The sequence below is a fragment of the Halomonas sp. CSM-2 genome, from assembly GCF_002119345.1.
Lineage (GTDB): Bacteria > Pseudomonadota > Gammaproteobacteria > Pseudomonadales > Halomonadaceae > Vreelandella > Vreelandella janggokensis.
In genome coordinates this window covers 179,089-190,775 of sequence record NZ_NBYR01000009.1, presented here as the reverse complement: position 1 = coordinate 190,775, position 11,687 = coordinate 179,089, and the positions used below count along the sequence as shown (strand labels likewise).

The 11,687-nt window shown below is 58.5% G+C and carries 13 protein-coding genes and 1 pseudogene; 12 read left to right on the top strand and 2 right to left on the bottom strand.

Annotated features, from left to right (window positions below; all coding sequences use genetic code 11):
* The 12 genes and pseudogenes from B7L15_RS09910 to B7L15_RS09855 all read left to right on the top strand — a co-directional run.
* Positions 1–406 (top strand): FAD-binding protein (locus B7L15_RS09910; RefSeq protein ID WP_217808016.1); only part of this gene is annotated, 406 nt, incomplete at its 5' end.
* Positions 407–620: 214 nt separating this feature from the next.
* The gene (locus B7L15_RS09905; protein WP_085918820.1) at positions 621–1,232 is read left to right on the top strand and encodes a superoxide dismutase; all 612 of its coding nucleotides are present in this window, start codon (positions 621–623) and stop codon (positions 1,230–1,232) included.
* A 253-nt stretch (positions 1,233–1,485) separates the two neighbouring features.
* Positions 1,486–1,707: a glutaredoxin-like protein NrdH gene (gene nrdH, locus B7L15_RS09900; protein WP_066320999.1), complete on the top strand. Its 222-nt coding sequence runs from the start codon at positions 1,486–1,488 to the stop codon at positions 1,705–1,707.
* Positions 1,708–1,714: 7 nt separating this feature from the next.
* The gene (gene nrdI / locus B7L15_RS09895) at positions 1,715–2,149 is read left to right on the top strand and encodes a class Ib ribonucleoside-diphosphate reductase assembly flavoprotein NrdI (RefSeq protein ID WP_254902915.1); all 435 of its coding nucleotides are present in this window, start codon (positions 1,715–1,717) and stop codon (positions 2,147–2,149) included.
* The gene (gene nrdE / locus B7L15_RS09890; protein WP_441316952.1) at positions 2,131–4,311 is read left to right on the top strand and encodes a class 1b ribonucleoside-diphosphate reductase subunit alpha; all 2,181 of its coding nucleotides are present in this window, start codon (positions 2,131–2,133) and stop codon (positions 4,309–4,311) included. Before nrdI ends, nrdE begins: the two co-directional genes overlap by 19 nt.
* Positions 4,312–4,338: 27 nt before the next feature.
* Positions 4,339–5,313: pseudogene (gene nrdF / locus B7L15_RS09885) on the top strand (class 1b ribonucleoside-diphosphate reductase subunit beta); the annotation flags it as partial.
* A gap of 224 nt (positions 5,314–5,537) precedes the next feature.
* Entirely contained in the window at positions 5,538–6,323 is a 786-nt protein-coding gene (locus B7L15_RS09880; RefSeq protein WP_085918802.1) for a DUF3450 domain-containing protein, read from the top strand.
* Positions 6,320–7,681, top strand: a complete 1,362-nt coding sequence (locus tag B7L15_RS09875) for a MotA/TolQ/ExbB proton channel family protein (RefSeq protein ID WP_254902914.1) — start codon at positions 6,320–6,322, stop codon at positions 7,679–7,681. Before B7L15_RS09880 ends, B7L15_RS09875 begins: the two co-directional genes overlap by 4 nt.
* Position 7,682: 1 nt before the next feature.
* On the top strand, positions 7,683–8,225 hold the full coding sequence (locus B7L15_RS09870) for a MotA/TolQ/ExbB proton channel family protein (protein WP_085918801.1): 543 nt from the start codon (positions 7,683–7,685) through the stop codon (positions 8,223–8,225).
* The gene (locus B7L15_RS09865; RefSeq protein WP_085918800.1) at positions 8,218–8,625 is read left to right on the top strand and encodes an ExbD/TolR family protein; all 408 of its coding nucleotides are present in this window, start codon (positions 8,218–8,220) and stop codon (positions 8,623–8,625) included. Before B7L15_RS09870 ends, B7L15_RS09865 begins: the two co-directional genes overlap by 8 nt.
* On the top strand, positions 8,622–9,386 hold the full coding sequence (locus B7L15_RS09860) for an energy transducer TonB (RefSeq protein WP_085918799.1): 765 nt from the start codon (positions 8,622–8,624) through the stop codon (positions 9,384–9,386). Before B7L15_RS09865 ends, B7L15_RS09860 begins: the two co-directional genes overlap by 4 nt.
* 15 nt (positions 9,387–9,401) lie before the next feature.
* The gene (locus B7L15_RS09855; protein ID WP_254902913.1) at positions 9,402–10,502 is read left to right on the top strand and encodes a tetratricopeptide repeat protein; all 1,101 of its coding nucleotides are present in this window, start codon (positions 9,402–9,404) and stop codon (positions 10,500–10,502) included.
* Between the two features lie 15 nt (positions 10,503–10,517).
* Here the strand turns inward: B7L15_RS09855 and xthA are convergent, their stop codons facing one another.
* Complete coding sequence (xthA, locus tag B7L15_RS09850) at positions 10,518–11,351, bottom strand: exodeoxyribonuclease III (protein WP_085918797.1); 834 nt, start codon at positions 11,349–11,351, stop codon at positions 10,518–10,520.
* Positions 11,351–11,599 carry a hypothetical protein gene (locus B7L15_RS09845; RefSeq protein WP_085918796.1) on the bottom strand — a complete coding sequence of 83 codons (249 nt, stop codon included), beginning with the start codon at positions 11,597–11,599 and terminating at the stop codon, positions 11,351–11,353. The genes xthA and B7L15_RS09845 overlap by 1 nt, the downstream gene beginning before the upstream one ends.
* Between the last annotated feature and the right edge of the window lie 88 nt (positions 11,600–11,687).

The window sequence follows — 11,687 nt, the reverse complement described above, 5'->3', positions numbered from 1 at the left end:
GTCCAGTTTCGTCAAGCAGGAACTGGCCGAGTCGGACCGCCCGGAGCTGGGTGGCGCCAAGGTGGTCATCTCCGGTGGTCGCGGCATGGGCAACGGTGAGAACTTCAAGCTGCTCGATGGCATTGCCGACAAGCTTGGGGCGGCGATTGGTGCCTCCCGCGCCGCGGTTGATGCCGGCTTTGTTCCCAACGACATGCAGGTCGGTCAGACCGGTAAAATCGTTGCCCCGGAGCTGTATATCGCGGTGGGGATTTCCGGTGCCATCCAGCACCTGGCGGGCATGAAAGACTCCAAGGTGATTGTCGCGATCAACAAGGACGACGAAGCGCCGATCTTCCAGGTTGCCGATTATGGCCTGGTGGGCGATCTGTTCGAGATCCTCCCAGAGCTGGAAGGTAAGCTGTAACCATCTGAAATCTCGAAATTAAAAGCCGACTTCATGTGAAGTCGGCTTTTTTATATGAGCTGGGTTAGATAAACTCTCATTAGTTGACTAAAATGCTGGGGCAAAAGCGAAATCAGCCCCCTTGCGGTTGAAAAAGCAATGAGGTGACCATACCTAGTTATTGAAACCGGATATTGCTGAACGCAAAGAAAGCCACTGAAAGGAGATGATCAATATGGCACATACACTTCCAGAGTTACCCTACGCGTACGATGCGCTAGAACCGCACATTGATGCGATGACCATGGAGATCCACCATTCTCGTCACCACAACACCTATGTCACCAACCTGAATGCTGCGCTGGAAGGCACCGGGCTTGAGGACGTGCCGGTGGAAGAGCTTGTGTCCAACCTGGACCGTGTTCCGGAAGACAAGCGTCAGCCCGTCATCAATAACGGCGGTGGTCACGCCAACCACTCCATGTTCTGGCAAATGATGTCACCCAATGGCGGCGGTCAGCCACAAGGCGGCGTGGCCAAGGCTATCGATGCCGAGTTAGGCGGTTTTGAGGCTTTCCAGGAAGCGTTCAAAAAAGCAGCGCTTGGTCGTTTCGGTAGTGGCTGGGCCTGGCTATCCGTCACGCCCGAGAAAAAACTGGTCGTTGAAAACACACTGAACCAGGACAGCCCGCTGATGCACGGCAATACGCCGGTGTTAGGCCTGGATGTCTGGGAGCATGCGTACTACCTCAAGTACCAGAACAAGCGCCCTGACTATGTCGCCGCTTTCTTTAACGTAGTGAACTGGGAAGACGTCGAACGTCGCTACCAAGCGGCCACCGCCTAACCCCTAGCCGCGCTACGTATGACGCCATCTGATGGTGTCTGCTTAAAAACCGCCTCCTTAATCGGAGGCGGTTTTTTTTGCTGTCGTGAATAGTAATGGGCAATAGCTGTCAATATCCTGTGGATGAAAAATACCACATATGCTTGAATTGATTTTCTGATGGTCTATATATAGTATGCGTTGTAGCTTCTATAGGGGGCGGGCACAAGATATGCCCTACCCGAAAAATGCCGCTATGAAAAGGGAAATGACCATGGAAATTCAAATTTATAGCAAGCCAGCCTGTGTTCAGTGCACCGCTACCTATCGCGCGCTGGACAAGCAGGGACTTCCTTATACCGTGATCGACATCACCGCCGAATCGGGTGCCCAGGAAGAAGTTGAAGCGCTGGGCTATCGTCAGTTGCCGGTCGTCGTTGCCGGTGAAGACCATTGGTCAGGCTTCCGTCCAGACCGCATCCAAGCCCTGGCGTAAGTTACCCATGCTGACAGATGGACGCACGCCCTCCATGGTCGGCAATCTGGTGTACTTTTCCACCAAATCAGGTAATACCCACCGTTTCATTGAAAAAACAGGTTTGGTTGCACAGCGCTTGCCGCTTAATCGGGAAGCGCCGGTACCCCAGGTGGATCAGCCTTACATTTTGGTAACGCCCACCTATGGTGGCGGCCAGGCGAAGGGCGCGGTGCCGGGTCAAGTGATCCGGTTCCTGAATGACGAGCACAATCGCCACCTGATACGCGGGGTGATTGCCGCGGGTAACACCAACTTTGGCGACGCGTATGGCTTGGCGGGCCGCATCATTGCGGAAAAATGCCAGGTACCGTTGCTTTATCGATTCGAACTGTTTGGCACCGACGAAGACGTCGCCAAGGTCCGTGAAGGAGTAGAAGAGTTTTGGAAACGACAACGCTAGCCTCAAAAAACGTCACTGAAACGCAAAGGCCTGCGGCGGCAAGCGACGGTCGCACCATGGATTACCATGCGCTGAACGCCATGCTGAATCTTTACGGCGCCAACGGCGAACTGCAGTTGGATAAAGACCGCGAAGCCGCGCGTCAGTACTTCTTGCAGCATGTCAATCAGAACACCGTGTTCTTCCATTCCCTCGAAGAGAAGCTCGATTATCTGGTGGAAGAGCAGTACTACGAAGCGGGCACGCTGGCGCAGTATGACTTTTCTTTCGTCAAGGCACTGTTCGAGCAGGCGTATGCCTACAAGTTTCGTTTTCCAAGCTTCCTTGGCGCCTTCAAGTATTACACCAGCTATACGCTGAAGACCTTTGATGGCAAGCGTTACCTTGAACGCTACGAAGACCGCGTTTGCATGGTCGCGCTTGCCCTGGCGCGTGGGGATGAAACCCTGGCCAAGTCGCTGGTCGATGAAATTATCAGCGGCCGTTTCCAGCCGGCGACCCCCACCTTCCTGAACTGCGGTAAGCAGCAGCGCGGTGAACTGGTGTCGTGCTTTTTGCTGCGCATCGAAGACAACATGGAGTCGATCGGCCGCTCGATCAATTCGGCGCTGCAGCTTTCCAAGCGTGGCGGTGGCGTTGCCTTCCTGCTCAGCAATATTCGTGAGTCAGGCGCCCCCATCAAGCGCATTGAAAACCAGTCGTCGGGGATTATCCCGATCATGAAGCTGCTGGAGGATGCGTTTTCCTACGCCAACCAGCTCGGCGCGCGTCAGGGGGCCGGTGCTGTGTACCTGAACGCTCACCATCCCGATATCCTGCGCTTCCTGGATACCAAGCGTGAAAATGCCGATGAAAAAATCCGCATTAAAACGCTCTCGCTAGGGGTGACGATTCCCGATATCACCTTCGAACTCGCCAAGCGCAACGAAGATATGTACCTGTTCTCGCCCTATGACGTAGAGCGGGTCTACGGCGTGCCCTTCGGTGATATCAGCGTGACCGAGAAGTATCACGAAATGGTGGCGGACGCGCGTATCCGCAAGCAGAAGATCAACGCACGGGCATTTTTCCAGACCCTGGCCGAACTGCAGTTCGAGTCCGGCTACCCGTACATCATGTTCGAAGATACGGTAAACCGCGCCAACCCCATCGCGGGCCGGATCAACATGAGCAACCTGTGCTCGGAAATCCTTCAGGTGAACACGCCGACGGATTATGACGAAGATCTCGGCTATCGGCATATCGGCCAGGATATCTCCTGCAACCTGGGGTCGATGAACATCGCCAAGGTGATGGACTCGGGCGATATCGGCACCAGCGTCGAGGTGGCCATTCGCGGTCTGACGGCCGTGTCGGAAATGAGCAACCTGAGCAGCGTTCCCTCCATCGCGGAAGGTAATGCCAAGTCCCGGGCGATCGGTCTTGGGCAGATGAACCTGCATGGCTTCCTGGCCCGCGAGCATATCTATTACGGCTCGGATGAAGGCCTGGACTTTACCAATCTGTATTTCTACTGCATCGCCTTTCACGCGCTGCGGGCGTCAAATCGTCTGGCAATCGAGCACGGCGATACCTTCGCCGGTTTTGCCGACTCTACCTACGCGTCGGGTGAGTTCTTCGATCAGTACACCGAACACGCCTGGGAGCCGCGGACCGAAAAAGTGCGTGGGCTTTTCGAGCGCAGCGGTATCGCCTTGCCGACCCAGCAGGACTGGCAAGAGCTGAAAGCCAGCGTCATGGCGCACGGGCTGTATAACCGCAACCTGCAGGCCGTTCCGCCCACGGGCTCGATTTCCTACATTAATCACTCGACGTCGAGCATTCACCCGGTCGCGGCCAAGATCGAGATCCGCAAGGAAGGCAAGCTGGGGCGGGTTTACTACCCGGCACCGTTCCTCAACGAAGCCAACTTTGATTACTTCCAGGACGCCTACGAGATTGGTCCTGAAAAGATTATCGACACCTACGCCGAGGCGTCCAAGCACGTCGACCAGGGCCTGTCGCTGACCCTGTTCTTCCCGGATACCGCCACCACGCGTGATATCAACAAGGCGCAGATTTACGCCTGGCGGAAGGGCATCAAGACCCTCTATTACATCCGCCTGCGCCAGAGTGCGCTGGAAGGTACAGAGGTTGAAGGCTGCGTATCCTGCACGCTTTAAGCGTCCGACGACTTTCAAGAGACTGACGATATGAACATGATGCAACGTTTATCGCGGGTCGATGCGATTAACTGGAACCGTCTGCAAGACGATAAAGATCTCGAAGTGTGGAACCGTTTGACCAGTAACTTCTGGCTGCCGGAAAAAGTCCCGCTGTCCAACGATATCCAGTCGTGGAATACGCTGACGGATAAAGAGAAACAGCTGACCATTCGCGTGTTCACCGGCTTGACGCTGCTGGATACCATACAGAGCAGTGTCGGCGCACCGGTACTCATGGAAGACGCGCGCACGCCCCACGAAGAGGCGGTCTACACCAATATCGCCTTTATGGAATCGGTTCATGCGCGCTCCTACAGCTCGATTTTCTCGACGCTGTGCACCACCCGGGATGTCGACGATGCCTTTCGCTGGAGTGAAGAAAATCCGACGCTGCAGGCCAAGTCGGAGCTGATTCTCGGCCGCTATCGCTCAGACGATCCGCTGATGCGCAAGGTGGCCAGTGTTTTCCTGGAGTCGTTCCTGTTCTACTCCGGCTTCTACCTGCCGATGTACTGGTCGAGCCACGCCAAATTGACCAACACGGCGGACCTGATCCGCCTGATCATCCGCGACGAAGCGGTGCACGGCTATTACATCGGCTACAAGTTCCAGCAGGATTTGGCTGAGGCAACGCCGGAGCGTCAGCAGGAGGTCAAGGACTACGCCTACGAGCTGCTGCTGGAGCTTTACGACAACGAAGTCCGCTATACCGAGTCGCTGTACGACGAGGTTGGCCTGACCGAAGATGTCAAAAAGTTCCTTCACTACAACGCCAACAAGGCGCTGATGAACCTCGGCTTCGAGCCGCTTTTCCCCAGCAGTGAAACGGATGTGGACCCCACGATCATGGCGGCGCTATCGCCGAATGCCGATGAGAACCACGACTTCTTTTCCGGCTCAGGGTCGTCCTATGTGATTGGTAAGGCCGTCGCCACCGAAGACGATGATTGGGCTTTCTAGACAATCATTGAGCACACAGTCTAATAAAGATCGGGAGCCCCAGCGGCTCCCTTTTTTGTTTTGTAGCAGGCTAAAGTTAGCTGAACGCTAATGATAAATATTGTCATTTATTTTATAAGTGGGTAGGCTATGGGCACTCGATATGAAACGCAACTCGTTCTTATATTTGATGTGTTCTCTATAGCGGCAGGGTGACTGCCAGTGATCAGTGACGGAGAGTCGATGTGCTGAATAAGCCTTTCTTTGCCATGCAGGGCTGCTGGCTAGCGTGCATGCTGGCCAGCAGTTCGCTAATGGCAAGTGACGAGACGCTCGAGCAGGCCAGTCAAGGTATTGATGCCCAGCAGCTTCAAGCCGAGCTTCAACAGCAGATAGATAGCGCCGATGAACAGACCCGGGCCGCGCTGCAAGAGCTGCGCGAGCTAGAGCGCGATACTCGCCAGCTTGAATCCCAGAACGCCTCGTTAGCGGGCCGCTTGGCCGAGGAAGCCGAGCGGCAGGCCCGCCTGGCTTCCGCGCTGGATACCCTGGCCGATACGCGCGCCGCGCTGCCGGACATTGAGCAGAACATGCAAGCCCAGCTCACCCAGTGGATCGAACGCGATCTGCCGTTTCTTAAAGAGCAGCGGCTGGCCCGCATCGAAACCTTGAAAAACGACGAGGGTGCGGAGCCCGCCGAGCAGATTGAAAGCATGCTCGATATCTGGCGCACGGAGCTGGATTACGGCCGTGAAATGGATACCTGGCGTGGGCGTTTGCGCTTAGACGATGATCAGCAACTGGAAGTGGACTTCCTGCGCATCGGGCGTATCGGTTTTTACTACCTGACACCCGATGGCCGCGAGGGCGGCGTATGGAATGCCGAGGACGGCGAGTGGCAGTCGTTGAGTGCCGAACACCTTCAGGCGGTGCGTGACGGGCTGCGGATAGCGGAAGACCAGCGGGCGCCGGATATCCTGACGCTGCCGCTCTCCATCACCGTCTCGGCCGATCAGGGAGAGCAGCCATGATACGCGATCTCAAGAAGTGCCATCGTTATGTGATGGTAGCGCTGCTGATGGGGCTGACCAGCTTGAGCCCGTTGGCGAACGCGCAGTCGCAAGAGGCAACCTCACTGCGTGAAGCCCGCGAAGCCGCTGAAATTCGTGATCAGCAGCGCTTGATCAAGCTGCTGGACGACCAGGCGGCGCTTGAGGAGGCACTGGAGCAGGCGCGGGATCGCCAGCAAGCCGCCCAGTCGCGTCACGATGCCTTGCAGGCACAGGACGCCGCTCAGTCGGCCGAGGCGGAGCGCCTGGCGGCGCGTCAGTCAGAGCAGGGCGAAGCGCTGAGCAATCTGCTGGATGCGCTCAACCAGCACAGTAACGAGGTGCGTAACGCACTGGGCGAAGATAGCTGGCTGACCCTGAACGAAGAAGCGTTGCCGCCACGGCTGAGTGACGTCAACGTACTCGAGCAGGAGGTGCTGGAAGACGTGGTCGACAGGCTCGCCACGTTGACGCGCAACACCGGCAATGCGGAGCGGCTTGAACGTCCCGTGGCCGATGCCAATGGCGAAATTGCGCCTCAGACCGTCGTGCGGCTGGGGGATTTTGCAGCGTTTACCAGCACCGATTTACTGCGCCAGGACGATGATGGGCATCTGACGGTGCTGCCCCGTACTCCAGCGGAAATAGCTGATTATCTGGCCGCTTATCATCAGGGCGATACGCGCGTGATGGCCATGGACCCAACTCGAGGTAGCGTGATCGATGCCCTGGCGCAGCGTCCTACTCTGATGGAGCGTTTCCATCAAGGCGGGTACGTCGGCTATGTGGTCGTTGCCTTGGGGGGCGTCGGTCTACTGGTCGCTTTGCTGCAATACCTGTATCTGCTGGCTACCAGCCAGCGGGTGAACCGCCAGCTCAAAAGCACCGATCAACTCACGGATCATAATCCGCTTGGGCGTGTGCTGCTGCGCTTTGAAGGAATGGATAAGCATCAGACGCCGGAAGCACTGGAAGCACGCCTGGATGAGGCAGTGCTCGCCGAGCTGCCCCGTCTGGAACGGGGGCAGCCGATTGTCAAGCTGCTGGCGGCCATCGCGCCCTTGCTGGGGCTGTTGGGCACGGTCACCGGCATGATCGTGACCTTCCAGGCGATCACGGTGTTTGGCACCGGCGACCCACAGCTAATGGCGGGTGGGATCAGCCAGGCGCTGGTGACGACCGTCCTTGGCCTGATTACCGCCGTGCCGCTGCTGTTCGCGCAGACGGCGCTGTCAAGCCGCAGTCGCCACCTCACTCATGTCATTGAAGGTCGGGCAAGTGCCGCGCTGGCCGACCATCTGGAAGCGCAGCAGCCTTCCCAAGACGCGTCGGTGAGATGATATGGTGACCGTTCCCCTTTGGCTCGAACCCGTCGAACGGCTCATGAGTGCGGGTGGCTTGGTGCTGGTCGTACTGGCCGTTGTGGCGTTGCTGGTATTTGGCATGGCCATTGAGCGCTTCTGGTTCTACCGCATGACCTGGCGGCGAGCGCGCCGCCAGCTTGTCAATCGCTGGGCCAGGCGAGATGACCATCATAGCTGGAGTGCTCGCACGCTGCGCAACGTCTGGACGGAGGACCTTGTGATCCGTCTGCGCCGTCCGCTGCCCTGGTTGAAGCTGCTGGTGGCGTTATGCCCGCTGTTTGGCTTGCTGGGTACCGTGACGGGCATGATCGGCGTCTTCGACAGTCTATCGCTGAGTGATACACACCAGGCCCGGGCAATGGCCGATGGCGTGGCAAGGGCAACGTTGCCAACGTTGACCGGCATGGCAATTGCCGTGGTCGGGCTTTTATTCATCAGTCGCCTGGAACACATCATTCGGCGCGAGGATCAGCGGTTGCACGACCGGATGGCGCGGGCAGTGGAGGAAAATGATGCGTAGACGACGTTCGATGGGCAGCGCTGACGAAAATACCGAGGTGAACCTCACGCCGATGCTGGACGTGGTGTTCATCATGCTGATTTTCTTTATCGTCACAACCAGTTTTATCAAGGAAAGCGGGATTGAAATCAACCGACCGGAGTCGAGTGACGCAAGCCCCAGGCCCGATGCCCAGGTATTGGTTGCGCTTTCGCCCGAAGGGGCGGTATGGGTGGATGGTCGCGCGATCGACGCCCACCGGGTGGGCGAAGAAGTCGCCGGGATGATCAGCGAGGATGGCTCGGTCGTCATCCAGGCGGATCGCGAGTCGACGACCGGGCTGCTGATTGAAGTGATGGACCGTCTTGAACAGGCCGGCGTGGACCAGGTGGCGGTGGCGGCTAACCGGAGCGGCCAATGATACGCCAGGCATTATCCATGGTGAGTGGTGGGATCTTGGCGATTGGGCTGTTTTGGCTGTTGGCATTGCTGGTCGCGCCGCCGGATGAACAGGTGGAACCACCAGAGCAGACGGTCTCGATGAACATGGTGGAGGCACCCGACGTCGCCCCGCAGGAAGAGGCGCCTCCCCCGGAAACCGAACAGGCACCCACGCCTCTGCCTCTGCCGCAGCCGATGCCGACCCCCGAGCCGCCCCCGGTGTCCGACAGTACCATTGCCTTGCCGGAGATTGATCTACCCGAGCCGCCCGACGAGCCGGTGGAGATGGAGAGTGAATTGCCGGAATTGACCGAGGCGACGCCCGAGCCGGAACCCGAGCCGCCTCCAGAACCGGAACCGGCCCCTGAACCAACGCCGCAGCCCGACCCCGTTGCTCAGCCAAGTGAAACCGAGCCTTCCGATGCCGAGCGCGAGGCAGCGCCAGAAGCGCCGCAGGAAGTGTCGGATGAACCGGTCAATGTCGGTCAGGCCGCGCCGACCAGCCGGGTCAATCCGACGTACCCTGCTCGCGCTCAGCGTCGCGGCATGGAGGGGTTTGTTGAGGTATCGTTTACCATTCGTCGCGACGGCAGCGTTGATGGCTCTTCGATTCGCATTACGGATGCCCAGCCACGCCGGGTGTTTGACGATGCGGCCCGCGACGCGATTGCGCAGTGGCAGTTCGAGCCTAGCGATCGGTTGCGCAACGCGACCCAGCGGATCGAGTTTCAGCTGCGCTAACGACTTTATTGAGGTATGACCATGCGTGTATGGGGGTGCATCTGTTTAATCGGCTTGTGGGCATCGTTTGCCAACGCCAGCCCGGCGCTTCCCGGCGATATCATTGGCGACCTGAACCGCTTGCAAACGCAACTACGCGAAGCGCAATACGCCAGCGTGGTCTCCCGGGCCACCCAGCAAGCAACCCGCCTGCAAACGGGTAACGCGGCTGACCGCTGGGCTAGCGCGCTGTATCAGCAGCTTGCCGCTAACGCACTGGCGCACCAGGGCCAGCCGGGTGATGCCGCAAATCGATTGGCGCAAGCGCGTGAACTGGCCGCGGGCGAGCAAGCCCAGGTGGCCCGCTGGCTGCGCGAAGAAGTGTCGTTGCGCCACGCGGCGGGGCAAACGACGCAGGCCAGCGACTTACTTGCCGAGTGGCTCGAGTCCCAGGACGCCGCTGCCCCTGCCGAGGATTACTGGAAACTGACCCGTTGGCTCGCCGACGACCAGCGTTGGCAGGAAGCGGGGGAATGGCTTGAACGTAGCCTGAACCAAACCGCTGAGCCTGATGCTACCCAGCGCAGGTTGGCGCTGGTTGTCTATCAGCGCACCCAGCAAACCGATCAGGCGCTTGACCTGTTGCTGGGCGGGCTTGATGAAGGCAGTGATGGGGCTCACTGGCGCGAAGCCGCCGGGCTCGCTCAGCAGTCCGGTCAGCCGGGTATCGCCGCGGCGCTGTGGGATACCGCCTGGAAGCTGGGCAGGCTGGATGAAGACGGTGACCGCTGGCAATTGATAAACCTGCACATGGCGGGGGGAACGCCCGCCCGGGCCGCCGAGTATCTTGAGACATGGCTTGAATCGGGCGACATCGTACGGGATGAGACCTCGCTCCGCCTGTTGGCGAACGCATGGCATCAAGCCCGCGATAGGACTCAGGCGCTTGATGCCTGGCAGGCGTTAGCGACACTGAGCAAAGAGGGCAGCGACTGGCGTCAGTATGGTCAGCTCGCTTTTGCCTGGGGGCAGGATGAACGTGCCGAGAAGGCGCTGTCGCGTGCCCAGTCGCTGGGCGATGACCAAGCGGGTGAGTGGCTGGCGACGCTTGAGCAGTCGCCGCCCCATTCACTATAAAGCTGGCCGCCGCGGTTATTCCGCCGGTGCCAGGGTAAGCGAAAAATCGCTCCAGGTTGGCGCGTGATCGGAGGGCCGCTGCATACCGCGCAGCGCATAGTCGATCCCTGCGTCGCTGATACGCTCGGCCAGCGGTTGGGTAACCAGAATATAGTCGATGCGCAGCCCGCGCTTGGGTTCACGATCAAACCCCTTGGAGCGATAATCAAACCAGCTGAACCACTCAGCATCGGTTGGGTGGCAAAGCCGGTAGCTGTCGCTCAAGCCCCACCCCTTGATGCCTTCCAGCCATTCACGCTCGATGGGCTGAAAGCTGGTTTTGCCTTCGCGCAGCCAGCGTTTGCGATTGGCTTCGCCGATGCCGATATCCTGGTCCTCGGGCGAAATGTTAAAGTCCCCCATTACCGCCACGCGCTCGTCGGGTTGGTGCTGCTCATCAAGCAGGCGCGCCAGCTGTTGGTAAAAGCGGGTCTTGTACGGGAACTTGGTGGGGTGGTCGATATTTTCCCCCTGGGGGAAATAGCCGTTCCACACGGTGACGGGCTGGCCGTCGTCGGCGAGGAGTTTGACGCCGATCATCCGCCGCTGAGCGTCTTCCTCGTCGTCAGGGAAGCCGTAAAAGACGGCTTGTGGCTTGTGACGGCACAGCATTGCAACGCCGTAGTGACCTTTTTGGCCATAGTAGAAAACGTGATAGCCCATGGCCTCTACATCGGCAAGCGGGAACTCGCTATCCTGCACCTTGGTTTCTTGAAGGCCGATCACGTCGGGCTTTTGCGAATCGATCAATGCCTGCAGTTGATGAAGTCGCGCGCGAATGCCATTGATGTTGAAAGAAACAAGGCGCATCACGAACGATCTCCCGGCGGGTTATCCGTATCCTTGTCAGGGTGAATGGCGATATGTTGCCCACTCTGCTGGCGGGCCAGCTTGCGCACTGCCTGAAGTTTGCGTTGCTGCTGTTTTTTTGCCACAAAACGGCGTGATGATGTCACCTGGTCAGGGTTATCATGACGCCACTTTTTATAATCTTTACGCCGACCGGTTTTGATGGTTACTTTATCCGCCAGCGAACGGGTCTTTTTCTTACGCGTCATATCGCGCTCCTTGGTTCGGTAATGGGCCTATTCTAACAGCCTAGCAACCTCCTTCGACAGCAGGGCGCGCTCTTATCGCCAAGCCCTG